This window comes from Tahibacter amnicola, assembly GCF_025398735.1.
Lineage (GTDB): Bacteria > Pseudomonadota > Gammaproteobacteria > Xanthomonadales > Rhodanobacteraceae > Tahibacter > Tahibacter amnicola.
Genome location: NZ_CP104694.1, coordinates 951630 through 977267 on the forward strand (window position 1 = coordinate 951630; position 25638 = coordinate 977267).

Sequence of the window (25638 nt, forward strand, 5' to 3'; positions counted from 1 at the left end):
GACATGACATCCAATCAGCAGATGGTCACGGACGTCACGGGACTGTACGCCGTCCCCGTGTGGGCGATTGTCACGCCAACCTCGACCGCCGACGTACAGGCGGCACTGGCCCGCACCAACGGACCGGTCGCTATCGGCGGTGGCCGATTCAGCATGGGCGGCCAGGCCGCGAGCCCCGGCGCATTGCACCTGGACATGCGCCAGATGAACCAGATCGTCCAGTTCGCGCCGCTGGAGCGCACGGTGCGCGTGCAGGCCGGCGTGCGCTGGTGCGACCTGCAGCGCTTTCTGGACCCGCACGGCCTTGCCGTGAAGATCATGCAGAGCTACGCCAATTTCACGGTCGGCGGCTCGCTCAGCGTCAACGTGCACGGGCGCTACGTCGGGCTCGGCCCCTTGATTCTGTCGGTGCGCGCGATCGCCGTCGTGCTGGCGGACGGGCAGCTCGTCGAAGCCACGCCGACGCGCAACAGCGAGATCTTCTACGGCGCGATCGGCGGCTACGGTGGCCTGGGCGTGATCGTCGAGGCAGAGCTGGAACTGGCCGAAAACGTGCGCATGGAACGCTTCGCGGCCACGATGCCGGTGGCGGAGTATCCGGAGCACTTCCGTGCCCTCGTGCGTAACTCGCGCGACGCGATCATGCATAACGCCGACATCTATCCACCGTATTTCCGCCGCGTCCGTTCGGTGACCTGGCGCAAGACTGACAAACCAGCCACGGTGCGGTACCGGCTGATGCCCCTGCGCTCGTCCTATCCGTTGCACCGCTACTTCATCTGGGCGGCGTCGGAAACACCGCTCGGAAAATGGCGCAAGCAGCACATCGTCGACAACCTGCTCTACATGCGATCAGCGGTGCACTGGCGCAACTTCGAAGCCGGCTACGACGTGGCGGAACTCGAGCCCGTCTCGCGCCGCTTCCGCACCTTCGTGCTGCAGGAGTACTTCATTCCCGTCAGCCGCTTCGATGACTTCGTCGCGGCAATGCGGGAAATCCTCCAGCGGCATCGGGTGAACGTGCTCAATATCTCGATAAGGCATGCGTTGCCGGATCCCGGATCGCTGATGGCCTGGGCGCGCGAGGAGTGCTTTGCGTTCGTGCTGTACTACAAACAGCGCACGCGGCCCAACGCCTGCCAGCGCGTCGCCGTGTGGACGCGCGAATTGATCGATGCGGCGCTGGATACGGGCGGTACCTACTACCTTCCCTATCAACCACACGCCACACCCGAGCAGTTCGCGCGCGCCTATCCGCGCCATCCGGAGATGTTCGCGCTCAAGGCGAAAATTGATCCGGCAAGCCGGTTCCGCAACAGCCTGTGGGATACCTACTACATGAATACCCCGACCCCGGCGCGCGCTGTGACCGGTTCCGAATTTCACCGTGTCTACGGTGACGTGCGCTGGCGTGACGCGTTCTATCGCTTCCTCCAGAACATCTACCGTCTGTATCCGGAAGACCGGTTCCACACGCTGATCATCGAAGCCTGTGCCTCGCACGACACCGATGAAGCCATTTACCGCCAGTTGCAGGAGCGCCTGCCCGGGATCAAGCCGCTCCTGGCGGACCTGACCTACGCACTGCCGTCGCTGGCAAAACAGAAGCGCGAGATGGCGCGGCAGACGGCGGAGCTGGTGGAGGGGCGTCGCAGCTGGAACGGGTATGTCGAAATCGGCGGCACCGGGCGTTACGTGCGCACCCTGCGCAGGGAAATCGGCGTATCGGGCGATACCGTCATCATCAATGACATTGCCCCGGGCAATTCGCCGGTGGACCTGGTCGAGCGTGGCCAGTGGGCGAAGGCGGGGCGTTTCGTGCCGCTCAACGACTACGCACCGATCGCGCCGTCGGATATCGCCGACGCGAGCATGGACCTGGTCACCTGCTACATTGGCCTGCACCACGCGGTACCGGAAACGCTGCCGGCATTCCTGGCCTCGATCCACCGTATCGTGCGTCCGGGCGGGGTATTCATCCTGCGGGACCACGATGTCACCAGCGAGCCGATGCGCGACCTGGTATCGCTGGCGCACACCGTGTTCAACGCGGGCCTGCAGCAGCCCTGGTCGGCCAATCAGGCCGAGCTGCGCCACTTCGAATCCGTGGCGACCTGGAGCCAACGAATCACGGCGGCCGGTTTTGAAGACCTCGGCAAGCGCCTGCTCCAGGCGAACGATCCGACCGACAATGTGCTGATGGGCTTTCGCAAGCCGCGGAGCGTGGCATGAGCCGGCGCGGACTCGGGATTGCCAGGTGCCTTGTGCTGCTGCTTTTGCTGACGGGGGTGTGTATGGCGCAGGCGCCGAGTCCGCAAACGCCGTTGACGCCGGAGCCCGACCGGCGCGGCGTCGAGCAGACCTACCTGACCTATCCGGAGTGGTTCCTGGTATTCAGCTCCGCCGAATACGCCGATTTCGTGCGCAGCCAGCCGCCCAGCCGCTTTCCCTTTATCGGGCATGTCCGTCAGTTCTGGCGCGGTTACGCCGCGGTCGATTCGGCTATCCGCGACAAGTACCCGCCTAACGACGAGTACCACACGATGATCCGTGTCATCGGCGTGAGCACCTCCATCGAATACGGTCTGCGCCGCGCCTATGAGTCATTGATCGGACGCCTGTCGGAGGCCACGACGGCGTATCCGGCGACGGACGAAGACCAGCTGGCCGCCCGTGCGGCGCAGGAGTACGTGGACTTCATCCGCCTGCGGCCGTGGTACGAGTTCGACTTCGCCAGTCGCCTGCGCGCGGTGTGGACGGCCCCGTGGTGGGGCAAGGACCCGCTACGCAAGTGGGAGCGAAAATACGCATTGACCACGGAATTTGCCGCCAAAGCGCTGTATGGCTGGGTGATCAGGAAGGCGACGCATGCGGCCTACGGCGAAGCCCGGGACACGACGCTGGCCGTGATCGACCACCTGCCCGACGGCCTGGAGACCGAATTGCCCAAGCTTACGCCGCTGGCACCGCCGGATGAGCGCGGCGTGCTGGTCAGCCTGCCGCGCTACGAACCGTTTTCCCACTACGCCAGCGTGCTGGCGCAGCGCCAGGTGCGCTTCGTCGAAATTGCGGGCAACCGCAGCCTGATCCTGGTCACGGCCCTGACCCCGCGTGGCTGGGCGGCGCCGGCGGAATTCGGCGCGCCGCTCTTCGTGGAGCCGGTGATGACCCGGCCCGATCGCCAGCGGGTGGCCTTGCAGGTGCCGGTAGCGGCGCTGGACCAGGCCCTGCGCACGCTCTCGCAGCCACCGATGGTGCTTGAGCACGTGTTCGACTACTGACCAGGCGTCGCGGTGCCGCCAGAACGAAAAAACCCCGGCAAGGCCGGGGTTTTGACGGAATACTGGAGCGGGAAACGAGACTCGAACTCGCGACCCCGACCTTGGCAAGGTCGTGCTCTACCAACTGAGCTATTCCCGCGTAGGTCGCACACTATAGCATCGTGTCTGGCGTTCGCCTAGGGGGCGGTGCCGACGGTACGTCAGGCGCCGAAAAATCCGTGGTCGCGCGCGGCCTCCAGACGTCCCTGCAGGTAGTCCCACAGGGCCGGGCAGCCGGCCTGGATGGGCGGTCCGATGCGACTGACCACACGTTCGAAGCTGATCCCGTTCTCGCGCCAGCTCTGGCCGCGGTTGGCCAGGTTCAGCAGCACGGGCATGGCGCGGTCGGCCGCGTGGGCGAAGCGTGCCTCGGGGGTCTGGCCGGCTTCGAACTCCTGCCACAGCGCAAGGAACGCGTCGCCCTGCGCGGTCGGCAGGAGGCCGAAGATGCGCCGCACCGCGACCTCCTCGGCGGCCTTGCGTGCCTGCCAGCCATCGTCGAGATAGACGAGTGCATCGCCCGTGTCGATTTCACCGATGTCGTGCACCAGCAGCATGGCGATCACCCGTTCGATCTGGACGCCAGGTGAGGCGTAGGGCGCGAGCGAGGCGGCCAGCAGCGCGATCTGCCAGCTGTGCTCGGCGGAGTTTTCCGGACGGTCCTGGCCCAGAGGGCGGGTCTTGCGGTGAACGCCCTTGAGCTTGTCCAGCTCAAGGATGAAATCGACGATCGCTTGCATGGGTGTTCCGGCGGGCTGGTCCGGTGTGATTCGGTTGCGCAAACGCCATTCTAGCGCGGCGCCGTGGCGCCATTTTCGCAACACATGCTGTCGTGGGCCGGTGCTACCTGAGCAGAGTTGCAAATGTCATGTTGAGGCATTGTGCGTTTATGGACATTCGCCTCGATCCTGCGCAGAACGGACGCATCGCGTGCTGCCTGGCGCGATAGGGTGCCGTGGCCGTCGACCGACGGTTCCCTGCGATAACGGAGCTCGCCATGAAACTGCCAATGCCTGATTCCGCTGCCATCACGCTGGTCGCCCTGCTTGCGTTCGCTCCGGCGGCCTGGAGCCAGGACTCCGCGGACGCCGCGCCGCACTCCCGCTGCCGCGTCATTCATGCGGAGCTGGTGGAGTCGTCCTCAACGACCGGCTGCCTGCCGCCGGCGACCAGCTGTTTCCTGGGCGTGGTCGATGGCAATCACGGACTGCGTGGCGTCACCCACTTTGCGGCCGACAGCGCACGTGCCGGGCCGCCGACCTCACCGGATTTCATCAGCTACAGCGGCCTGTTTCACTACACGACCGCCCGCGGCACCTTGCGCACGCGCGAGACCGGCGTGACCAATCCCGGCAGCGGGCAGCCGCAGAGTGGTGCTGTAACGGCGTACCAGCAGCTGGAGGAGGGCACCGGCGACTATGCCGGCTACACGGGCTACTTTTTCGTCAGTGGTCGACGTGTTGATGATGTGATCACGACACGCGTCACCGGCGAGTTGTGCCGCCCATAAGTGACGAAATGGCCGCGCGGGCGCTGAAATGCGCTCCCGCGCGGCACCGGTGGCACGGTTCCACGCGAAGTTCCGTTATGGAATAGTCGCGAATGCGCTTTCCACCGAGGATGACTGTCTATGCTCAAGAAGATTGCGGCGATGCTCGCCATCGCCCTGGGTGCGGTTCTGCTCTACGCCACCACACGGCCAGACAGTTTCCGTGTCGAACGCGAAGTCACTATCCAGGCACCGCCAGAGAAGATCTTTCCTTTCCTGGCTGATTTTCACCGCTGGGGTGACTGGTCGCCCTGGGAAAAGCTCGACCCGGCAATGAAGCGCACCCATGGCGGGGCCGCGAGCGGCAAGGGCGCGGTGTACCAGTGGGAAGGCAACGGTGAAGTCGGCAACGGGCGGATGGAGATCGTCGAGGTGACCGAGCCGGGCAAGGTGGTGATCCAGCTGGAGTTCACCGAACCGATGGAGGCGCGGAATACTGCGGAGTTCGTGCTCACGCCGGGCAATGGCGGCACGCGCGTACAGTGGGCGATGCACGGCCCGAGCCCCTACCTCGCCAAGGTGATGGGGGTTTTGGTCAGCATGGACAAGATGATTGGCAAGGATTTCGAGATCGGGCTTTCCAATCTCAAGGCAGCGGCGGAGAGATAGCCCGACACCTCCCCGTGGGTTTCGCGGCGGGGACTCCGGCGAGCGAGTCCGCCGCCGAATGGCGGTGTGGAAGTTGCAGGGACACCGGCAAACGTGCGCCAGCGCACAAGTGTCCCCAGGGCATTCAAGGCCCGGGGCCGGTAATCTTGCGGTTTCCGGGGCCTTCCAGCCGGGCCCCGCCGGGGGAAGATGTCCATGTTTGACGTATTGGCGCTGGTCTGCGCCATTGTTCTGGTGATCGGACTGCAAATCCTGCGAAATCTGCTGGCGACGGTGTTTCCGCCACTGCAGGGCCGTCGCGTCAATGCCGCGACGCCGCCGGAGGCCATGGCCGACCTTCACGCCATCTACGGCGAACGCCTCCGTGCGCTCGGCTTTGAAGGACCGCTGTGGTACCTGATCACGCAGCCCGAACCCAGCGGGAGCCCGGTCAACTTCCTGGCCGCGGTCTACCGCAACAGGGCGCATGGCGATACGGCTTGGCTACTGCCGCCGACGCTGGGGAACAATCCGAATCTCCTGAACCTGACCTTCGCCAGCTGGCTGGCTGACGGCCGCCTGGCACGCACCCAGTCCTTCGATGTCTTCTACGAATCTTTCCAGACGACCTCGTTCCTTGCCCAGACCGTAGCGACCGCCGAGCCCGGCGACGTGCTGGCGCTGCACCGGCGATGGGTCCAGGGCCTGGGAACGGTCGCGGCGGATCCGGTGTGTGACGGCGCGATCGACGCGATCGTCGGATGGGCCGGCGAACGGCATTGGCGGGAAGCGGTCCAGGAGAAAAAGCTGCGTTGCGATGCGGATGGATTCGCCCGGCTGCCCTTTCCGGCAGCGGTCCGGCTGTTGCTGCGCGTCGTCCGTGCACCCAAGCCCAAGCCGCCGGTGGAACCCGTACCGGCCGCACGGCTGGCGTATCTGGCCGGCGCGCTGGAGCGCAATCAGGAACGGCCTGTGCCGGCATGGGCGCAGGTCGGTCTGTTCGTCTTCAGCGTCGCGCTGTTCATGGCAGCCGGTGGTTGGCTCTGGGGCATGCGCTTTGCGGTACTGCTGTGCGCCGTGGTGGCGTTCCACGAATTGGGCCACTACCTGGCAATGCGGGTTTTCGGATATCGCAACGTGCAGATGTATGCACTGCCACTGGTCGGCGGCGTCACGGTCGGTATCGAAGCGAAGCCGAATGCGGTGCACCGGGCGTGGATGAGTCTGATGGGGCCGTTGCCCGGAATCGTGCTGGGCTGGATCCTGCTGTATGTCGGCTACTTCGGCGGCGTGGACGGAGAAGTGGCCAGCTGGATCACTGGCGCTGCCTGGATGCTGCTGGCCGTCAACTACCTCAACGTGCTGCCAGTCCCACCGCTGGATGGTGCGCACGTGGTCCAGGCCCTGCTGCCGGCCAGCGCCGTGCGCCTTCAGGCAATTTTCATCGGCATGGCAAGTATTGGCGGCGCCGCGCTGGTGGTTGCGCTGGGCATGCCGTACCTGGCGATCATCGCGTTGCTGCAACTGCCGCACGCCTGGACGCGCCTGCAGATGGGGCGTGTGCTGCGCCAGTTGCGAACCGAGCCGCGTGTGCAGGCGCCGCAGGCAAGACCCCTGCGCCTGCGTCACATTTTTCACTCCTACGAGACCCATGTCGGGCCGACGCCGCGCGCAACACAGCGCATCACCTGGGCCATCGAAACGCTGCGTCACCTGGATTTGCCACGCATGAGCTGGGGGCATCGCATCGTACTGTCCGGTGTTTACGGGGTGTTGCTGATGGGGCCGATATTGGCGGGCGCGGGCTGGCTGCTATTCGGCGCGCAGTTAGCAGCGGCGATGCCCAATGAAAAGGAATTGCAGGCGATGGCAGAGAAGCAAAAGGCGCAGCACGACGCGCTCACTGCTGTTGCGATGCGACAACCGTTCGGGGAGATCCTGCGCGCGGTGGCGACCGCGAACGATGCGGCGGCACCGTTTCCGGAACCTGCTACTCCGGAGTTGATCGCGGCAGCCGAACAGGAGCTGGGGGTTGTGCTCCCCGAGGAACTCAAGGCGCTCTATCGGGTGGCAAACGGCGTGCCCACACTTGGATTGCTACCCATCGAGCAGCTCAAGCGGGTGCGTGACGTCGACTGGCTCAAGCCGGCGGACTACGCCTACGAGGGAAAGATCAGCCTCTATTCCGCGTCGTCGGAAGAGGACGCATCCGATCTGTCCATCGCGCCCGGGCAGCTTGCAGGATGGATCTACCTCGGGCGTCCCCTCGAGGAAAACGACAGCGCAATCGTCTACGACGTAGCGCCGACATCCGTGATACCGGGAATACGCCTGGTCGAGTTGTTCAGCGAGTCACCGTCTGCCAGCCCCGGCGTGGCCCAGTGGGTACGGGAGCGTTGGATCGCCCACCAACAGGCCGAAACGTGGGCGAAGGAACGCGCTCTCAACGTGGATCTGACGCGCAAGGCGCTGTCGCAGAAATCCGCTGTCGAGATGCTGGAAATGCTGGACCAGAACAGCCCGCTGGCGCGTCTGGTACTTCCCGTCCAGACTAAGCAGGTGGCCGATGCGGGCGCGATCGCGCTGACGCAGCAACGTCTGGGGCTTGCGTTGCCGGATGATCTACAGGCTGTGCTGTTGCAGGACAACGCGCGGCCGCACCTGCACTTGCTGCCAGTAGACCAGTTTGTGCGAGTCAGGGAATTACCGGAAGTCGTACGCACGGCAATGTCGGATCACCTGACCGTCGAGACGCCTGGCGAGGCGGCACCGCTGGCGACGCTGGACCTCATTCTGGACTGCGTCGCCATCAGTGGCGCCGAAGACAGTGGGTTTGTCCAGGCGGTCAGCCTGGTATGGTGCCCGGCGGCGCCGGCCGCGCAGCAGTTCCGCGGCATCTGGCGGCGCGAGGATTACGTGGATTTCACCGACTACGTTCGGGCAACCACGGCGACGATCCTGGTGGCACAGGGGCGCGGCGAACGGCTGTACTGAAGCCGGGTCAATCCGGCAACTGATGCGCCTTTTCCCACGCCGCCAGGTTTGCCTTGGCGGTCTGCAATTCCGGTGTGAGCGGTGCGAGCGCCAGGATCAGCTTGTTCATCCAGCGCACCCAGCCGCGCAGCGGGCGATCGAAATCGACGAACAGGACGACGCGAATGCCATTCGTATCGTTGTGCACTTCGTGCGGGTACATGTCGTCGATAATTAGCGCCTGGCCTTCATTCCAGGTGCACAGGCGTTCGTCGACCTTGATCCAGCAGCGCTCGCGTGGCTCGGGAACGATCAGGCCCAGGTGCAGGCGCAGCACGCCGTTGTAGGGGCCGCGATGGCGCGGGATGCGCTTGCCGGGTTCGAGAATGGAGAAAAAGGCGGTGCGCAGGTCAGGAATCAACGCGAGTGCGGCCGCGGTATCCGGACAGCGCGCGAGGTTGGTCTCCGAGCGCATGCCATAGCCGAGGAACATGAAGGTTTTCCAGTCCCGGTCGGTGGTGATGGTGCGCACTTCCGGCGTGATTTCATGGAAACCGGGGATGTCCTCGCGCGATTTCAGCACCTGGTCCAGTTCTGCCCGGATCGCCGGCCAGCGCGCTTCCAGGGCCGGCACCCAGTCGAAGGCGGTGTTGTCGAAGACCGGATGGTCGCCGACCTTCGACGCGGCCACGATGCGGCGTTGCGCCCATTCGACAAACCGGTCGAAGAAGCGGGCAGTCCACGAGCGGGCAGGCGGTGACGTCAATGCTTTCATGGAGCGGGCAGGTGGACAGGAAGCTTCCATGATGCCGCGGGCGTCACACCGGCGCCAGCCCGCACAGGCTTGTCACCACGGGGGTTCAGCGGCGCGGTGAGCGGACGACCATTGGCGTGCCGTTGCTACGGACGTTAGCCTGCCGCCTTCGCGGAAAACCCGGAGAGCGGTGGATGAGCGCGCAGCGCCGACGCAGGCGGTTGCCTGATGCGCATGACGTGGCGCTGCGGGCGGCGATGCGGGAGGGCGGATCGGCTGCCGCCGTGGCCGTGGCGGCCCGCGTGATCGCCGCGGCCGCTGTTTTCCGCTGATGTGGCAGGCGGTGCACTTCCACGGGGCGACCGCTTCGGCATTGCTGTTGCCGCTGCTCGCCGAAGGGGTCATCGCGCTGCTCATCCCGGCCATCCTGGCGGCCACGATCGTGCATGAAACGGACTATCGGGACGGCATCCGGCGCTGGCTGACGCTGTGGACGCCCGTTCTTTGCCGGTGCCGACCGGCGCCAGCGGGCAGAGGCGATGTGGTGCCTGCTGCTCGCGACAGATGGTGTTGCACTTTGGGGAATGTGGAGGTTGCGACATTCGTGGCGGGCGACGGTGGACCCCGCGTCCGCGGCGGACGCGCCCGGCCTTTGACCCATCGCATTCAGCTGCCGCAGCTGTGCAGCACCCATGCGTCGCCGCGGCGCAGGAAGTACACGGCGGAGTCGCCCTTGTCGCTGCTGGCCAGCAGCGAGCCCCAGCCGCCGTCGTTGCCGAAGGCTTCGTACGCTTCGGCGCGCGGACACGCTGTCGCCAGCCGCGCGATCGCCTCGGTCATGCCTTCAAATCCGGCCAGGGCCTGGCGGGTGGCGACATCGAACCCGTTGGCTTCGAGAAATGCCTCGACGCCGCCCTCGTCGAACGCGGCGCGTACGCGCGCATAGCGTTCGGCCATGCGGTCATGGTCGGTGGCATCCGGCTGCGCCGGACGGCCATCCGGTGCGACGCGCTGCTCGGCCGCCAGGGGCGTCTGGTACAGCGACTGGCGATGCACACGCAGGCTGGCGGTCAGGTCCAGGTCGTCGCCGAACGCGTAACTCGCCGTAAGCGCATCCGGGCCCCAGTAGGCCACCTTTGAGTAGCACTGGCCCGCATTCTGCGCACAGCGCACACGCCGGCCGCCCTGGTGCCGCGCCCAGACGGCCGCGAGTTTTCCCGCCGCATCCAGTTCCAGCTCGACGTAGGGGGCTCTGGTCCAGCCCAGCAGGAGCGCCAGGTCGATCACCGCGTAGGCATCATCGACGGGCAGGGCGACCAGGCGCCGATCGGTGAGCAGGACATGTGTGGTATCGCCCTGCGGTTGGCGCCAGGCATAACCGTCACGGAAGGCGATCGATCCCGCCGCGTATTCCGAGTAGAGCCCGTCGACACGGAACTGGGTGGGACCGGGCGCCTGAGCGGTACAGCTTGCGGCGAGGATTGCCAGGGTGATGCACGTGCAAGTGGTCCATCTGCGGTCCATGCCGTACTCCAGGTTCGGGTAATCCGGGCGACTTCACGGTGCAATCGCACCGATTTGGCCACCATAATGCGACGATCGTGGACGCAACGCCGTCCAGACGGTTCGGGCTGACGTGGGGCGCACGGAACGGCGCCGCCTGCCAGGCAGGTTACGTCACCCGCAATGCGCGACGCCGCAGGGAGCGCCGCACCGTGGCCCATTGAATAGGGAGCAAGACGCCGTGTCCTATATCGCCGGTGTTGCCAGTGTCGCGCTGTTGGTTCTTGCCGTGTGGGGCGGGATCATCAACCTGGTCGCGGTACTGCTGACGCGTGCCGCCGCCCGCCGTGGACTGGGGCGCGTCGTATCGCCCGTGCCGCTACTGGTCCAGCTGCTGGCGGGTGCTGCGGCCCTGGTCGCCAGTCTCGCGGGTATCGACTGGCTTCCCCAATGGCTGTTCTGGACGGTCGCCCTGGCGGACGTGGCGCTGTGGGGCCTGTTTGCCTCCCTGTTTGCCTACCTTGCCAGCGTGCGGCGCGTCGCCGGCCGCTGACCGCGACGGGCACCCGCGCGCAACAGCTGCTACCGTTGCGGTCGTCCCACTTGCCTGACGATCGCATCGCATGGATAGAACCCGAAAACCCGGCCGGGATACGCCCACCTCCGCCTGGGACAACGCCCGGCCCCGCGGTCCGCGCCCTGACAAGCGCGAACGCGAGCGCCTGCGTCGCGACAACGCGCCGGCGCCGTCTTCGCCCCCGCCCCCGTCGACACGCAGCGCGCCGGCGCACCAGCGGCACGAGGAGGTTCGCCTGTTTGGCATCAACGCCTGCCAGGCCGTTTTCCAGCATCGGCCGCAGGATGTGCGCAAGGTCTACCTGACGGAGGAGCGCATTGCCGCGTTCAAGCCCGTGCTGGCCTGGTGCGTGCGCGAGCGCGTCGGTTATCGCATCGTCGAGGGTGCCGACCTGGACAAGCTGGCCGCAAGCCAGCACCACGAGGGCGTGTGTTTTGAAGTGCGACGGCGCGCGCCGCTGGCGCTGGATGCGCTATTGGCTCAGCTGCCGGCAGCGCCGGCGCCGGCCTTGCTGGTAGTGCTCGATGGTGTCGGAAATCCGCACAACTTCGGCGCCGTGCTGCGCAGTGCGGCGCATTTTGGCGTGGCCGGCATCGTGTTGCCGGCGGATTCGCCGCTGACCCTGTCCGGCGCCGCCTGCCGGGTCGCCGAAGGGGGAGCGGAGATCGTTGCGCTGGCACGGCCGGAAGCGGGCCAGGACGTCGTGGCGACGCTGCGGCACGCGGGTTTCGCGGTCGTCGCGACGGTGCCTCGCGCGGGTGAGGCCCTGTTCACCGGTGGCTTGCCGGGCCGCACCGCCGTCGTTTTCGGCGCGGAAGGGGAGGGCATGAGCGCCGGGCTGATCCGCGTGGCCGATCACCGCCTCACGATTCCCGGCACGGGAAATGTGGAAAGTCTCAATATCGCCGCCAGCGCCGCCGTGCTGTTCGCCGAGTATTTCCGGCGGCACAAAGCCTAGACGCGATTCCCCGGCGCCGCGCCCCGCGGCGCCGGTAGCACGTTTCAGTGTTCCTCGACGCCGTTCTTGAAGGCGCCGGCGCGCGAGCCGAAATCGCCGTCGGCCTCGGCGGCCATATAAGCCCAGGCCGCGTACACAGCGACGTTCTGGGCCAGCTGCGCCGGGTCGATCTTGTCGAAGGTGTCGTTGGCCGTGTGGTGCAGGTCGAAGTAGCGGGTGCCGTCCTGGACCAGATTCATCGCCGCCATGCCGGCGGCATGCATGGGACTGAGGTCGGGCCCGCCGTGCGCCCGTTCGTCGCCGCGGATCACGCCCAGTGGCCCCAGCACTTGCATCATCTGGTCGACGGCAGCCAGCGCCTCGGGTTTGACGCTGGCGTCGAGCTTCCAGATGCGGTCGCCGCCGAAATCGGCTTCGGATCCCAGCACGTGCCGGCTCAGCTCCGCCTGGTGCGCGGCGAAATAGGCCTTGCCACCGTACAGGCCGGCTTCTTCGTTGGCGAAGGCGACCACGCGCACCGTGCGCCGCGGCGCCTGCGGCAACTGGCCGATCAGGGCGCCTGCCGCCATGCTGATCGCAACGCCCGCGCCATCGTCGATGGCACCGGTGCCCAGGTCCCAGGAGTCGAGGTGGCCACCCAGGATGATGATCTCCTCGGGCTTCTGGCTCCCGGTGATCTCGGCGATGACGTTGGCACCGGTGTATTCCCCGTCGAGGCCGCAGTCCAGGTTCAGGCTCAACTGGACCGGCTGGCCCTGCCGGATGACGGTTTCCAGGAGGTCTGCGTCGGGATTGGAGATCGCCGCGGCGGGAATCTGCCGGCCCTTGGCGTCCCAGGTGGTCACGCCGGTATGCGGAAACCGGTTGCTGTCCGTGCCTGCCGAACGCAGCACAAAGCCGGCCGCGCCCTTTTCCGCGGCCAGGGCAGGTCCGCGACTGCGCACGCGGCTGCCCTTGCCGTAGTCGTGGCCATCGCGATGGGCTTTCATGCGCACCGAGACGAAGACGATCTTGTCTTTCACCGCTTCGGCGGGAGCGGCCTTGAGCGCATCAAGACTGTCGAACAGGGCAACCTCTGCCGTCAGCCCTTCGCGTGGCGTCGCCGGCGAGTTCCCGAGCGCAGTGACCGCCAGGGTGTGGCGATAGGGAGCGACGAGGGCGGCGCTCTCGGAACGGCGAACCCAGCGCGGGTAGGTCACCGGCTCGGTCCATACCTTGTCGTATCCGAGCGCCTTGAAGCGGGCGACAGCCCATTCGCGGGCACGCAGGTCGTTCTCGCTGCCGGCCAGGCGTGCGCCGATCTCGCTGGTGAGCGATCGCAGCAGCTCATAGGCCGTGTCATCACGGCCCGCGTCGTCGCGCAGGGTGACGGCCGTTTTCACCGCGGCATCGGGAATCGTGGTCATCGGCGCAGTGCGGGCGTCGGCGGCCTGGGGCAGTACAGCGGCGAGGGCGATCGGCAGGGCGCGCAACATGAGGGACTCCGATGGCAAAGCCGCTATCGTGCCAGAGGTCGGGACCCGGTGGATGCAGGACGATCGTCAGGGGGCATGTTGCCGATTCCACCCGCTGGGCCGACGGGTCGATGGCCTGGTGGTACGATGCCCGTCGTAATCGGAGGTAGCACAGATGCCGCTGCGCGCCGTGATCGTCCTGCTGGTCCTGTCGGTGTTGTCGACGGGCTGTATTCGCCAAGGCGCCGACGAACGCGCCGAACGCATGGCCGCGGAACTGCGCGAGGCCAAGCGTACCGACGGCGCCCTGGAACGGGCGCACCTTTTCGTGGAGCGCCGCGCACCAGCCGGCGAATCCACCGTGCAGCCGTCGCGCTGGTTCGCCGCCGAGCAGTCGATGCGCAGCATGCGCCGTCACTATCCCTCCCGCATCGCCGGTTCGCGCGCAGGCGCCCTGGCGGCGGCGCCGACCTGGGAATGGCTGGGGCCGGCCAACGCCACGGGCCGTACCCGGACGCTGGAATTCCATCCGCAGAATCCGGACATCCTGTTCGCAGGTGGCGTATCAGGTGGCGTGTGGAAGTCTAACGACGCCGGGCAGAGCTGGGAGCCGATTTCCGACGACGCGGTAAATCTCAACATTGGCGCGCTGGCGATCGATCCGCAGCGCCCGGACATCCTCTACGCCGGGACCGGCGAGCTGTATCGCAACAGCGCGATGCCGTGGTCGCCGATGGCCGGATCCGGCATCCTCAAGTCCATCGATGGCGGACGCCACTGGGCGCCGCTCCTGGCAACGCAGAACGACGACTTCCGCTACGTCAGCGATATCGTCTTCAGCCCGCATGATACGCAGCGCTTCTACGCCGCCACCAACAGCGGTATCTGGCGCACGCGCGACGGCGGCGCCACGTTCGAGCGCTTGCTGCGTCCCGCCGATGACCAGGACCGGCTGCGCTACGAAGGCTGCACGGACCTGGCCATCCGCACCGACAAGCCCGGCGACTGGCTGCTGGGCACCTGCGCGTCACGCTCGGTCGCCGATCGCTACTGGCTACCCGGCAGCGTGACGCCACCGGCCTGCGGAGATCCCTGCCCGGCGGCCGTGTTTCTCAATCGCAATGCGGGCAACGATGGCCAGTGGGAAACCGTGCTGACCGAGGCGGGGCAGGGCCGCACGCAGATGGACATTCATCGCGCCAACCAGGATGTCATCTATGCCGTGGCGGCCAGCATCCTGCCCGGCCACGACCGCAACGGCGACGGCCAGGGCGATTACAACAACGGCTTGCACGCGTTGTGGCGATCGACTGACGGAGGTGTCACCTGGCAGGTCCGCCTGCGCAATGACTCCCCCGATCTGCTTTCCGCCAGCCTGTTCCACTTCCATTTCGCCGTGCGGCCGAGCCTGTGCAACGACAATTCGTCGCCCGACTTCTACGGCGCGGGCTGGTACAACAACGCGATCGCGGCTGACCCGGTGAATGCGGAGGTCGTATGGGTCGGCGGCATGACCCTGTTCCGGTCCGACGACGGCGGACAGCACTTCGGCCTGGCGAGCTACTACTTCGAGCCCAACAGCACCTATGTGCATCCGGACCAGCACCGCATCCGCTTTCATCCGGGCTATGACGGCGTCGCCAACCAGCGGGTCTACAGCACCAACGACGGCGGCGTCGCGGTCAGCGACAACGCAATGGCGCCGGTGAGTACCGGCAATGCCGCCCTGTGCACGCCACGCACCGGCGCGCGGGTGGCCTGGCGCAACCTCAGTCGCGGCATGGGCACCACGCAGTTCTACGCGGGCGCCGTGTTCCCCGATGGCAGCGCCTACCTCGGCGGCACCCAGGACAACGGTACCTGGCTGGGAGCCGATGCATCGGGCCCCTATGCCTGGCGTCATATCTATCCGGGCGACGGTGGATTCGCGGCGGTGGATCCGACCAATCCCTCGATCCTCTATGCCACCTACCAGTACGTCAGCATCGGACGCTCCATGGACGGGGGCAGCACCTTCGTTTCTGCCGTGAACGGACTGCAGGACAGCACGCTCTTCATCATGCCGTACCTGATCGATCCCAACGCCGCCAACCGCCTGTACGCCGGCGGCCTGCGCGTGTGGCGCACGGACAATCGCGGCGGCAACTGGTTTGCCGCCAGCGCGCCGCTGGGCGGCACGAGCTTCAATCACCGCATTTCCGCCATCACCGTGGCACCGGGCAACCCCCAGCGCATGCTGGCCGGAAACCGTACCGGCATCTTCCGTAGCGGCAGCGCGCTGTCGAGCACGTCCGCGACCACCTGGGCGTCGGCAACACCGCGCGAAGGCTGGGTGTCGCGACTGGCCTTCGATCCAAATGACAGCAATGTCGCGTATGCCACCTATTCCACCTTTGGTGGCGTGCATGTGTGGAAGTCGGTGGATGCCGGGGCGAACTGGCAGCCGCTGGACGGTACCGGTTCGGGCGCGCTGCCGGACGTGCCCGTCCATGCGATTGCGATCAACCCGCTCGATACGCGCCAGCTGTACCTGGGCACGGACCTTGGCCTGTTCGTCTCACTCGACGGTGGCGCGCATTGGGCCGTGGAGAACACCGGCTATGCGAACGTGATCACCGAAGATCTTTCCATCGTGCAGCCGCCCGGACGGCCACCGCAGCTCTTCGCCTTCACCTACGGGCGCGGCGTCTGGCGGACCACGTTGGGAGATTTCGACGGCGTCGGCGACTACCGGATCGACGAGCGGATCTCCGGCATGTGGTGGAACGCGCAGCAGGATGGCCATGGCCTGATGATCGAACCCCTCGCGATCGATGGTGTCGCCCACGTGCTGGCCAGCTGGTTCGCCTATCGCGCGGGGCAGCCGGTGTGGCTGGTCGGCGTCGGCCGCGCGGAGGGTGGGCGAGCCACCTTGGCCATGAACGCGGTGACGGGCGCGCGATTCCCCCCGGATTTCCGCGCCACCGACGTGCGACAGGAAGCCTGGGGTACGCTGGACCTGGAATTCGCCAGCGACAGCCAGGCACAGTTGCGTTGGACGCCCGCCCTGCCGGGCTACACCGCCGGTGAGATGCCGATCACGCCGCTGCTCAGGACGGCCCTGCCGGCGAGTGATCCCGCCGGAGCGCAGGTTCGTGCCTGTCATAGTGGAAACTGGTACAACGCATCACAAAACGGGCACGGCTTCTTCGTGGACATCTTCGAACTGAACGGCCAGCGCATGCTGGCTGTCGCGTGGTATGTGTTCCACGAGGGAAATCCTCTGTTCCTGGTGGGCTCCGGGCCGATTTCCGGAAACAGTGCGACCGTCCAGCTGGCGAGTACGCGCGGCCCGGATTTTCCGCCGAACTACCGCAGCAGCGATCTCATACGGCAAGCCTGGGGCACCGCGCGATTCACGTTCACCGGCACCGACCAGGCCCAGGTGACCTGGTCGCCCACCGTGACCGGCTTCAGCAGCGGCAGCCTGCCGCTCACGCGGCTGACGCGGCAGCTTGGTCGCCAATGCCCACCCTAGGGTGACTGTGCCGTATCACTGAATAGCGGCTAACCGATTCGACGAAACCATTCGTACTGTGGGACACGCACGCGCCGTGTTCCGTTATCGTAAGCGCCGCCTTGCGCAATGGCGGCAATTTCCACCTCGCAAAAAAAATCAAAAGGAGAAAGGAATGTCGCTCTTTTCAGGAGTGCGGCAGCTGGCGTGCGCGTGCGTGCTGGCCGCCCTGGCCGGTACAGCACTGGCCGCCGAGTGGACACCGATCGGGCTCGATGGCGGTGTCATCAACCGGATCGCCGGTGATCCGGCCAACCCGAACCAGGTCTATGCGCTGGGCGCCGGAGGGTTGTTCGCCAGTGCCGATCACGGTGTGACCTGGCAGCGTCGCGAAGCCGGCATGAGTGCGCCGGTCGACGGATTCGGAGTGCTGGGTGTTGATCCGGACTATGCCGGCCGCGTGTATGTCTTCGACGTCCAGGGCCGGCTGTGGCGCAGTGACGACGGTGCCGTGAACTGGCAGCTGGCTGGCTACCAGACGAACGCGATCCGGCGCGCCTTTGCCGATATTCCCGGGTCCACCCAGAGTTCCTACCTGGTCGCCGATGGAACGCTGCTGCGGTCAGATGATGCCGGCGCAACATTCACCACTGTCAACGGAAACATCCCGCCGGATTTGCACATCACCGCCATTGCGGTGGATCGCGCCGCACCGGCACGGCTGCTCGCAGGTACTGCGGATGGTCGTATCCTCTTCTCCACCAATTCGGGGACCACCTGGTCCGTCGCGGACGTGGGCAGCGAAGACGTCGGACAGCTGGCGTTCGGTGCCAGCGGGATGTACGCCATCGTGGGCCGGACGGTGTACACCAGCGAGAATGGCTCAGCGTGGGGAGCGACGTCGGTCGATGGCATCGCCCTGTCGCTGGAGCCGTTGCGCTCTGGCCAGGGGGACGTGCTGATCGGTACCACTGATGGTGTCTATGGTGCGACAGCATTCGGCTCGACGCTCTCCGCGCATCAACTGGGCCTGCCTGGACAGCCGGGCGATCGCTCGCACGTGACCGCGTTGTACGTCAGCAATGCCAGTTCCTACGCGTTGCCGACCGACGCGCTGGTGGCGACTTCCGGCGGCGGCATACTGGCCTACAGCGTGGCATCGCATGCCTGGGAGAGCCGCTCGACCGGCATTCATTCCGCGACAGTACGGGCCCTGGCTTTCCAGGGGGCGGGTGAGAATCGCCTTTTTGCCGGCCTTTCCAATGAAATGTCCCTGACAGGCTCGCCGCTGTGGCCGTTCCAGGCGCTGGGCGTCGGGCCGGTCCTGCAGGGTTTGCAGAGCGAGGCGAGCATGATCCGCGACATCGCGATCGACCCGACGACCGCGGGTGATGCACGCACGATGCACCTGTATGCCGGCGGCCGCTATCGCGGCAGTCGCAATGCAGGACTGTATAAATCTATCAACGGCGGTGCGACCTGGTCGCGCATCGAGGGCGGCCTGCCGACGAGCGGCGGTGGTGCCTTCATCGGCACCGTGCGCGAAGTGGCCCTTGACCTTCGTTCCTGCGCGTCGCCGCCCGCCAGCGGCCCGTGCCAGAGTGGCCCGCTCAACCGTGTCTACGCCACGGCGGCGGGGCGCAACGATGCCTACCGGGTGATTCGCAGCGACGATGCGGGCAGCAGCTGGACCGACGTCTCGGGCAACTTGCCGCAGATGATCGAGGTGGACGGCACCTTCGAGCTGCTGACGCCGATGCACCTGCTGCTCGACCCAACCGATCGAAACACGCTGTACCTGAGCACCTATGCCGACTACTACCGGGACGACGACGCGACCGTGGTCCAGACCATGCCCAGCGGTGTTTTCCGCAGTACCGACGGTGGCCAGACCTGGCAGCAACGCAGCGAAGGACTGCCGCGCATGAACGGTTCGACGCATACGGCCTGGAGCGTGTTTGCCTTCGCGATGCATCCGCGGCAGCCGCGCCGTCTCATTGCGGGCGTCACCAACTACGGGTTCACGGAAGGACGCATCTACACGTCTGCCGACGGCGGTGACCACTGGCAGGATTCGAGCGTCGGCCTGGTCGATTGTTTACCCCGCGCACTCGCCATCGACCCGGCGGCGCCGTCGGTGATCTACGTCGGCGGCACGGCGACCAGCGGCCACGGCTGCGTGTTCCGTAGCGAGAATAACGGCGCAACCTGGGCGCCGTTGCATGAGGGCTTGCCGACGGTGTCGGTCACGGCGATTGCGCGCGATCCGCAAGACCAGGCGCGCATCGTCATCGGCTCGATGAGCGGCCCGTGGGAACGGCGTGAGGCGCCGGACAAGATCTTCGAAGATCTGGACCCGCTCTGAATCTGGCGTTTGAGCCGACAGCATGGTGTGTGACGCGCACCATGCTGTCGCGCGGCAGCGTCAGGCCGTCGGCGTGGCCTTGTCTTTGGCAAGCAGGTCGCGGATCTCGGTCAGGAGCTTGACGTCGGCCGGCATCTCGCCGGGCGCGGGCTGGCGCCGCGTCATGCGGTTGATCACTTTGACCACCAGGAAGATGGCGAAGGCGATGATGGTGAACTTGATCAGCGTGTTGAGGAAAAGACCGTACTTGATCAGGATGCCGCCGGTGATCGTACCGTCCTTGGCGATCGCCGGATCGCCGATCCGCCAGACCAGGCTGGAGAAATCGATACCGCCGATCAGGTAGCCGATCGGCGGCATCATGACGTTGTCGACCAATGCCTTGACGATGTCGCCGAAGGCGGCGCCGATGATCACGCCGACAGCGAGATCAACCACATTGCCGCGCATCGCGAAGGCTTTGAATTCGCTGAAGAAGCTCATGCAGTGCTCCGGGTCGTCCGGCCAGGGCGGCCGCGACGGCGACCTTACACGATGCGACCCTCGAACTGCGCGACACCGTCGAGCCGGGCGCGGAAATGATCGCCGCGTTGCAGTGCCGCGACGCCGGCCGGCGTGCCGGTATAGATCAGGTCGCCGGCTGCCAGGATGTAGAGCCGCGACAGCTCATGAATGATCTCGGCCACCGAGAACACCATATCCGCGATGTTGGCCTTCTGGCGCGTGGTGCCGTTGACCTCGAGGGAAAGTTCCCCTTGTACCGGATGGGCGGCATCGCCAATCGGACGCAGCGCGGAGATCGGTGCCGAGTGGTCGAATCCCTTGGCGGTGTCCCAGGGCATGCCCTTGGCCTTGGCGGCGGCCTGCAGGTCGCGGCGGGTCAGGTCCAGCCCGACCGCGTAGCCGTACACGTGCTGCAGCGCCTCCGACACGGGGATATCACGGCCGCCGCTCTGCAGCGCGACGACCATTTCCACTTCGTGGTGGAGATCGGCGGTGCCTGACGGATACGGCACGTCCGCGTTTCCGGTGACGATGGCGTCGGCGGGCTTCATGAAGAACGTGGGCTGGCTGCGGTCGACCGTCGCGCCCATCTCGCGGGCGTGCTCGGCGTAGTTGCGGCCCACGCAGTAGATGCGATGCACGGGAAACACGGCGGCGCTGCCCAGGACCAGCACACTGGGCGTAGCACCCGGCGCAAACACGAAATTCATGGTGACCTCGACTCCGGACCAGAATCACAGAGCATAACAACGACGGGCGTCGGCCCGGCGGAGCGCGTGCATCTGCCCGGGGGGCACGGCTATAGTTCGCCCCATGGCTGCCGTTGGCGTGATACCGGGCGAATCCGATGTACTGGCGCGCTGCACGGCGCTGGACCGGCGCCTGGTTGCCGCCGTGCGCGGCATCCGCCTGTTGCAGGCGATCAGCTGGCCGGCGACGGCGCAGGAATCCTTCCTGTCGGACTGGCAGAACGGCCGGCGGCGTCTGCCCACGATCCATTACGCCGCACCGGACCTCGCCGAGGAACGGGCCGAGCTTATTGCGATTCATGATGAGGCGCCGGCGGGCCATCCGATCGGCGAGTACCTGCGGCGTAGCGCCGATTCCTGGCGGGTCGCCACCCAGTTGCTCGAGTCGGTCGGCACCTCGCACATCACTGAGCATTCGGTACGGCTGTATGGCCGTCCCGGCGACAAGCTGCCCGGTGCCGAGCTGACCAACCTGGACGCCGCGCGCCACTTCATCGGCCTCGCTGGTGAGCTGGACCAGGAGATTCTGTCCAGCGACGCGGACTACTGCATTCCCGCGGAGACCCTTCGGGCGGAACTGCAGCAGCAGCTCGACGCCTTTTTCCAGTTCCACAAGATACAAGTGGAGATCGACCCGGAATTGCTGGCCAAGGCCGCGGCCGGGCCCACGCGTATCCGGCTGCGTTCGGCCACCTGTTTCAGCGAATACGACCGTCACCAACTGGTCGAGCATGAGGCCTTCGTCCACTCGCTGACGGGGCTGAATGGCCGTGAGCAGCCGAATCTGCAGTCACTGGGCCGGTCCTCGCCGCGGGTGACGGCCACCCAGGAAGGCCTGGCGGTTTTTGCGGAGCTGATGTCCGGATCCATCGATATCGAACGCATGAAGCGGATTTCGCTGCGCATCGTGGCCATCCACATGGCGCTCGCCGGCGCGGACTTCATCGAGGTATTCCAGTTCTTCCTGGAATCGGGACAGACCGAAGCGGACAGTTTCGCCTCTGCCCAGCGCGTGTTCCGCGGCGCGCCGGTCGATGGCGGCGTGGCGTTCACGAAGGACAACGTGTACCTGCATGGACTCCTGACGGTACACACGTTCTTCCGCTGGGCACTCAAGCATCGGCGGCTGGCGCTGTGCCATGCCCTGTTCGCTGGCAAGATGGCGCTGCACGACGTCATCGCCCTCGAACCGTACTTTGATAGCGGTTACCTGGCCCAGCCGCTGTACTTGCCGCCCTGGGCAAAACGCGCCAACGGACTGGCCGGCATGCTCGCTTTCTCGTTGTTTGCAAACCACATCCGCATCGCGCGGGTGGAGGCCGAGGACCTGGTACTCGGCCTGTAGTGCGAACGACTTCGCGCCTGACTGCAAAGAAATGTCACTCGCCGTCCGGTGATTGCCTCGCGGGGCTACGCTAGGCCCCAATGAACGTTGCTGCGGCCTTGGAGGCCGCGGCACACGGCATCACCAGGGGGAGCATGCGCAGACGACCTGTGTGCGCAGATTGGGCCTGGATGCGGCGGCCAGGAAGGTCGCCGCAAACTTACCGACCTGACCGGTGCTGCATTGGCTAGTCCCATCCCTGTATCGCGTCCTCGACCTACCTCGCCGCCGCGTTTGGTGACTCCTCCCGTTCCTGCCCTCGGGCGCCGATTTCACGGGAGGCGTTGCGCGATCGTCGTGCCTTGACGTGTGACGGGCGCGCGACGCCCTTTTTTCCCCTTGTCCATTAGACACATTCCCCACTTCAGCCCCGTGGGACGGGCATCGTTTGCGTTCTGGGGCCAAGCCTCAACCGGATGGGGCCAGGCATCAACCGGATGGGGCCAGGCATCAACCGGATGGGGCCAGGCATCAACCGGATGGGGCCAGGCACCAACCGGATGGGGCCAGGCACCAACCGGATGGGGCCAGGCATCAACCGGATGGGGCCAGGCATCAATCGGATGGGGCCAGGCATCAATCGGATGGGGCCAGGCATCAATCGGATGGGGCCAGGCATCAATCGGATGGGGCCAGGCATCAATCGGATGGGGCCAGGCATCAATCGGATGGGGCCAGGCATCAATCGGATGGGGCCAGGCATCAATCGGATGGGGCCAGGCATCAATCGGATGGGGCCAGGCATCAATCGGATGGGGCCAGGCATCAATCGGATGGGGCCAGGCATCAATCGGATGGGGCCAGGCATCAACCGGATGGGGCCAGGCATCAACCGGGTCGGAGCGAGCGTGCGGATCGCGTTGCGTCGCTGCTATCAGGTGTGCAGCAGCGCGCCCGGTCGTCGCGATCGGTCAATGAGGGGCTGGGCGTACGCCACCGTTCGGAACCCCTTCCGATGGCGCCGCTTTTCGTCAACGGCGGGCCGGCATGCCTATGGTATAGTCCTGTAGACTTGTCCCCCCTCCGCCAAAATTACCTTGTGCGGCAAGCATTTCCATCGTTCCTGCCGCCTCCCGCATCCATGTCCAACGCCGACGAACTCAAGCAAGCCGCCCTCGACTATCACCGCCAGTCGCCCGCCGGAAAGATCAAGGTCACTCCGACCAAGGCGCTGGTCACCCAACGCGACCTCGCCCTGGCCTATTCGCCGGGCGTTGCCGCCGCCTGCGACGTGATCGTCGAGGACCCGGCCGAAGTCTCGACCGTAACGGCGCGCGGCAATCTCGTCGCCGTCATCACCAACGGTACGGCGGTCCTGGGCCTGGGCCCGATCGGGCCGCTCGCCGCCAAGCCCGTGATGGAAGGCAAGGGTGTCCTGTTCCAGAAGTTCGCGGGTATCGATGTCTTTGATATCGAAATCGACGAGCGCGACCCGGACAAACTCGTCGACATCATCGCCAGCCTTGAGCCCACGTTCGGCGGCATCAACCTGGAAGACATCAAGGCGCCCGAGTGCTTCGCCGTGGAGCGCAAGCTGCGCGAGCGGGTCAAGATCCCGGTCTTCCACGACGACCAGCACGGCACTGCCATCATCGTCGGTTCCGCCGTCATCAACGCGTTGCAGGTCGTCGGCAAGGAAATCGGCCAGGTGCGCGTGGCTGCCTCCGGCGCCGGTGCCGCCGGCATCGCCTGCCTCGACATGCTTGTCCAGCTGGGCGTGAAACCCGAGAACATCGCGGTTTGCGACCGTCTGGGCGTGGTCTACAAGGGGCGCGCCGAGGATATGGACGAAGCCAAGGCCCGCTACGCGCGCGATACCACGGCGCGTACCCTGGCCGATATCGTCGATGGCGCGGATATCTTCCTGGGCCTTTCCGCCGCCGGTGTACTGAAGGCCGAGATGGTCGAGAAGATGGCGGCCAACCCCATCATCCTTGCCCTGGCCAACCCGACGCCGGAAATCCTGCCCGAAGTGGCCAAGGCGGTGCGTCCGGATGCCATCATCGCGACGGGCCGCTCGGATTACCCGAATCAGGTCAACAATGCGCTGTGCTTCCCGTACATTTTCCGCGGCGCGCTCGACGTTGGCGCCACGACGATCAACGAGGCGATGAAGGTCGCCTGCGTCCACGCCATCGCTTCGCTGGCGCGGCGCGAGGTCAGCGACGTCGCGGCCCGGGCCTATGGCGGCAAGCCCCTGTCGTTCGGGCCGGACTACCTCATCCCGCAGCCGTTCGATCCGCGCCTGCTGGTCGAGCTGGCGCCGGCCGTGGCCGAAGCCGCAACCCGCTCGGGCGTGGCAACGCGGCCGATACCGGACATCAACGCCTATCGCGAGAAGCTGACCAGCTTCGTGTTCCGCACCGGACTGATGATGAAACCGGTGTTCGACCGCGCCAAGGCCGAGCCCAAGCGCGTGGCCTACGCCGAAGGCGAGGAAGAAACCGTCCTGCGCGCGGTGCAGGTCGTGGTGGACGAAGGCTTTGCAAAGCCCATCCTGATCGGCCGGCCGGAGGTCATCGAAAAGCGCATTGAGCGCATCGGCCTGCGCCTGAAGGCGGGTGTCGATTTCGAGCTGTGCAACATCAACGACGACCCGCGCTTCAACGACTACTGGCAGCACTACCACCGCATCATGGAGCGCCGTGGCGTATCGCCCTCGCTGGCCAAGGCCGTGGTGCGGTCGCGTTCGACGGTGATCGCATCGCTGATGGTGGAGCGCGGTGACGCCGATGCCATGATCTGCGGCGTGGTGGGTCGCTACGGCAAGAAGCTCCAGTACATCAAGGACATCATCGGACTCGATCCGGGCGTGCAGAAACCGGCAGCCATGTCGGCGGTGTTCAATGACAAGGGCGTTTTCTTCTTCCTTGACACCCACGTGCAGCACGATCCCTGTGCCGAAGATCTCGCCGAAGCCACGCTGCAGGCGGCGCTGCGCCTGAAACTCTTCGGCGTGCCGCCGAAGGTTGCGCTGCTGTCGCATTCGAATTTCGGCGCGTCCGATTCGCCATCCGCGGCGAAGATGCGCCGCGTGTTCGAGATCATCAAGAAGCGCGCGCCGAAGCTGGAAGTCGAAGGTGAGCTGCAGGCAGACGCGGCGATGATCCAGGAGATTCGCGAGCGCATCTTCCCGAACTCGCAATTGAACGGTTGTGCCAATGTGTTCGTCTTCCCGAACCTGGACGCCGCGAACATCAGCTTCAACATGACCCGCGCCATGACCGATGGCGTCGTCCTCGGCCCGATCCTCATGGGTATCGCCAAGCCCGCGCACGTGCTGACGCCGTCCGCGACGGTGCGCCGCGTCGTCAACATGACGGCCATCGCCGGCGTCGAGGCCCAGATCCGCGCGCAGAACCGTTCCGGGTCCGCGGACTGAAGCGCTCCAGTGCACAGGGCGGCCACTGCTGCCCTGTGCCCGTCATCATTCGCGTCGCTTGTCCAATGACCATCGACCGATC

General features: G+C 66.0%; 18 protein-coding genes and 1 tRNA gene. 12 read left to right on the forward strand and 7 right to left on the reverse strand.

Annotation, left to right across the window (positions count from 1 at the left end; all coding sequences use genetic code 11):
* Positions 1-3 precede the first annotated feature (3 nt).
* Together N4264_RS03960 and N4264_RS03965 are read left to right on the forward strand one after the other, a co-directional pair.
* Entirely contained in the window at positions 4-2232 is a 2229-nt protein-coding gene (locus N4264_RS03960; protein ID WP_261695780.1) for an FAD-binding protein, read from the forward strand.
* A complete protein-coding gene (locus N4264_RS03965) occupies positions 2229-3281 on the forward strand; it encodes a hypothetical protein (protein ID WP_261695781.1) in 1053 nt (350 codons plus the stop codon). Before N4264_RS03960 ends, N4264_RS03965 begins: the two co-directional genes overlap by 4 nt.
* Before the next feature lie 63 nt (positions 3282-3344).
* Here the strand turns inward: N4264_RS03965 and N4264_RS03970 are convergent.
* Together N4264_RS03970 and N4264_RS03975 are read right to left on the reverse strand one after the other, a co-directional pair.
* Positions 3345-3420 (reverse strand) — tRNA-Gly (locus N4264_RS03970).
* A 61-nt stretch (positions 3421-3481) separates the two neighbouring features.
* Positions 3482-4060: an HD domain-containing protein gene (locus tag N4264_RS03975; RefSeq protein ID WP_261695782.1), complete on the reverse strand. Its 579-nt coding sequence runs from the start codon at positions 4058-4060 to the stop codon at positions 3482-3484.
* A 257-nt stretch (positions 4061-4317) separates the two neighbouring features.
* Between N4264_RS03975 and N4264_RS03980 the strand changes: the two genes are divergently transcribed.
* From N4264_RS03980 to N4264_RS03990, 3 genes are all read left to right on the forward strand, one after another.
* Positions 4318-4830, forward strand: a complete 513-nt coding sequence (locus N4264_RS03980) for a hypothetical protein (RefSeq protein ID WP_261695783.1) — start codon at positions 4318-4320, stop codon at positions 4828-4830.
* Between the two features lie 120 nt (positions 4831-4950).
* Complete coding sequence (locus N4264_RS03985) at positions 4951-5478, forward strand: SRPBCC family protein (protein WP_261695784.1); 528 nt, start codon at positions 4951-4953, stop codon at positions 5476-5478.
* Positions 5479-5673: 195 nt separating this feature from the next.
* Positions 5674-8451 (forward strand): site-2 protease family protein, encoded by a 2778-nt coding sequence (locus N4264_RS03990; RefSeq protein WP_261695785.1) that lies wholly within the window; start codon positions 5674-5676, stop codon positions 8449-8451.
* A 7-nt stretch (positions 8452-8458) separates the two neighbouring features.
* On the opposite strand, the gene N4264_RS03995 is transcribed toward N4264_RS03990, so the two are convergent.
* On the reverse strand, positions 8459-9205 hold the full coding sequence (locus tag N4264_RS03995) for an aspartyl/asparaginyl beta-hydroxylase domain-containing protein (RefSeq protein ID WP_261695786.1): 747 nt from the start codon (positions 9203-9205) through the stop codon (positions 8459-8461).
* Positions 9206-9378: 173 nt separating this feature from the next.
* On the opposite strand from N4264_RS03995, the gene N4264_RS04000 reads away from it, so the two are divergent.
* Positions 9379-9516, forward strand: coding sequence for a hypothetical protein (locus N4264_RS04000; RefSeq protein ID WP_261695787.1), 138 nt, complete (start codon positions 9379-9381; stop codon positions 9514-9516).
* A gap of 334 nt (positions 9517-9850) precedes the next feature.
* Here N4264_RS04000 and N4264_RS04005 read toward each other — a convergent pair whose 3' ends face one another.
* The gene (locus N4264_RS04005; RefSeq protein ID WP_261695788.1) at positions 9851-10708 is read right to left on the reverse strand and encodes a hypothetical protein; all 858 of its coding nucleotides are present in this window, start codon (positions 10706-10708) and stop codon (positions 9851-9853) included.
* Positions 10709-10928: 220 nt separating this feature from the next.
* Here N4264_RS04005 and N4264_RS04010 point away from each other — a divergent pair, with 220 nt between their 5' ends.
* Both N4264_RS04010 and N4264_RS04015 read left to right on the forward strand, forming a co-directional pair.
* Entirely contained in the window at positions 10929-11240 is a 312-nt protein-coding gene (locus tag N4264_RS04010) for a hypothetical protein (RefSeq protein ID WP_261695789.1), read from the forward strand.
* A gap of 70 nt (positions 11241-11310) precedes the next feature.
* The gene (locus N4264_RS04015; protein WP_261695790.1) at positions 11311-12222 is read left to right on the forward strand and encodes a TrmH family RNA methyltransferase; all 912 of its coding nucleotides are present in this window, start codon (positions 11311-11313) and stop codon (positions 12220-12222) included.
* A 44-nt stretch (positions 12223-12266) separates the two neighbouring features.
* Here N4264_RS04015 and N4264_RS04020 read toward each other — a convergent pair whose 3' ends face one another.
* Positions 12267-13697: a M28 family peptidase gene (locus N4264_RS04020; protein ID WP_261695791.1), complete on the reverse strand. Its 1431-nt coding sequence runs from the start codon at positions 13695-13697 to the stop codon at positions 12267-12269.
* Positions 13698-13851: 154 nt separating this feature from the next.
* Here N4264_RS04020 and N4264_RS04025 point away from each other — a divergent pair, with 154 nt between their 5' ends.
* Positions 13852-17193 (forward strand): WD40/YVTN/BNR-like repeat-containing protein, encoded by a 3342-nt coding sequence (locus N4264_RS04025; protein ID WP_261695792.1) that lies wholly within the window; start codon positions 13852-13854, stop codon positions 17191-17193.
* 154 nt (positions 17194-17347) lie between these two features.
* Complete coding sequence (locus N4264_RS04030; protein ID WP_261695793.1) at positions 17348-19537, forward strand: WD40/YVTN/BNR-like repeat-containing protein; 2190 nt, start codon at positions 17348-17350, stop codon at positions 19535-19537.
* Between the two features lie 60 nt (positions 19538-19597).
* On the opposite strand, the gene mscL is transcribed toward N4264_RS04030, so the two are convergent.
* Complete coding sequence (gene mscL, locus N4264_RS04035; RefSeq protein WP_261695794.1) at positions 19598-20020, reverse strand: large-conductance mechanosensitive channel protein MscL; 423 nt, start codon at positions 20018-20020, stop codon at positions 19598-19600.
* A gap of 44 nt (positions 20021-20064) precedes the next feature.
* The gene (locus N4264_RS04040; RefSeq protein ID WP_261695795.1) at positions 20065-20751 is read right to left on the reverse strand and encodes a fumarylacetoacetate hydrolase family protein; all 687 of its coding nucleotides are present in this window, start codon (positions 20749-20751) and stop codon (positions 20065-20067) included.
* Positions 20752-20854: 103 nt separating this feature from the next.
* On the opposite strand from N4264_RS04040, the gene N4264_RS04045 reads away from it, so the two are divergent.
* On the forward strand, positions 20855-22135 hold the full coding sequence (locus N4264_RS04045; protein WP_261695796.1) for a peptidase MATCAP family protein: 1281 nt from the start codon (positions 20855-20857) through the stop codon (positions 22133-22135).
* 1120 nt (positions 22136-23255) lie between these two features.
* Positions 23256-25556, forward strand: coding sequence for an NADP-dependent malic enzyme (locus N4264_RS04050; protein WP_261695797.1), 2301 nt, complete (start codon positions 23256-23258; stop codon positions 25554-25556).
* Positions 25557-25638: the final 82 nt, after the last annotated feature.

What these genes read in the sequence shown, in the direction of transcription:
- N4264_RS04020 (WP_261695791.1), bottom strand. Translation starts at nt 13,697, where the DNA reads ATGTTGCGCGCCCTGCCGATCGCCCTCGCCGCTGTACTGCCCCAGGCC.
- N4264_RS04005 (WP_261695788.1), bottom strand. Translation starts at nt 10,708, where the DNA reads ATGGACCGCAGATGGACCACTTGCACGTGCATCACCCTGGCAATCCTC.
- N4264_RS03980 (WP_261695783.1), top strand. Translation starts at nt 4,318, where the DNA reads ATGAAACTGCCAATGCCTGATTCCGCTGCCATCACGCTGGTCGCCCTG.
- N4264_RS03975 (WP_261695782.1), bottom strand. Translation starts at nt 4,060, where the DNA reads ATGCAAGCGATCGTCGATTTCATCCTTGAGCTGGACAAGCTCAAGGGC.
- mscL (WP_261695794.1), bottom strand. Translation starts at nt 20,020, where the DNA reads ATGAGCTTCTTCAGCGAATTCAAAGCCTTCGCGATGCGCGGCAATGTG.
- N4264_RS04025 (WP_261695792.1), top strand. Translation starts at nt 13,852, where the DNA reads ATGCCGCTGCGCGCCGTGATCGTCCTGCTGGTCCTGTCGGTGTTGTCG.
- N4264_RS03965 (WP_261695781.1), top strand. Translation starts at nt 2,229, where the DNA reads ATGAGCCGGCGCGGACTCGGGATTGCCAGGTGCCTTGTGCTGCTGCTT.
- N4264_RS04050 (WP_261695797.1), top strand. Translation starts at nt 23,256, where the DNA reads ATGTCCAACGCCGACGAACTCAAGCAAGCCGCCCTCGACTATCACCGC.
- N4264_RS04040 (WP_261695795.1), bottom strand. Translation starts at nt 20,751, where the DNA reads ATGAATTTCGTGTTTGCGCCGGGTGCTACGCCCAGTGTGCTGGTCCTG.
- N4264_RS03995 (WP_261695786.1), bottom strand. Translation starts at nt 9,205, where the DNA reads ATGAAAGCATTGACGTCACCGCCTGCCCGCTCGTGGACTGCCCGCTTC.
- N4264_RS04030 (WP_261695793.1), top strand. Translation starts at nt 17,348, where the DNA reads ATGTCGCTCTTTTCAGGAGTGCGGCAGCTGGCGTGCGCGTGCGTGCTG.
- N4264_RS04045 (WP_261695796.1), top strand. Translation starts at nt 20,855, where the DNA reads ATGGCTGCCGTTGGCGTGATACCGGGCGAATCCGATGTACTGGCGCGC.
- N4264_RS04015 (WP_261695790.1), top strand. Translation starts at nt 11,311, where the DNA reads ATGGATAGAACCCGAAAACCCGGCCGGGATACGCCCACCTCCGCCTGG.
- N4264_RS03990 (WP_261695785.1), top strand. Translation starts at nt 5,674, where the DNA reads ATGTTTGACGTATTGGCGCTGGTCTGCGCCATTGTTCTGGTGATCGGA.
- N4264_RS03960 (WP_261695780.1), top strand. Translation starts at nt 4, where the DNA reads ATGACATCCAATCAGCAGATGGTCACGGACGTCACGGGACTGTACGCC.
- N4264_RS04000 (WP_261695787.1), top strand. Translation starts at nt 9,379, where the DNA reads ATGAGCGCGCAGCGCCGACGCAGGCGGTTGCCTGATGCGCATGACGTG.
- N4264_RS03985 (WP_261695784.1), top strand. Translation starts at nt 4,951, where the DNA reads ATGCTCAAGAAGATTGCGGCGATGCTCGCCATCGCCCTGGGTGCGGTT.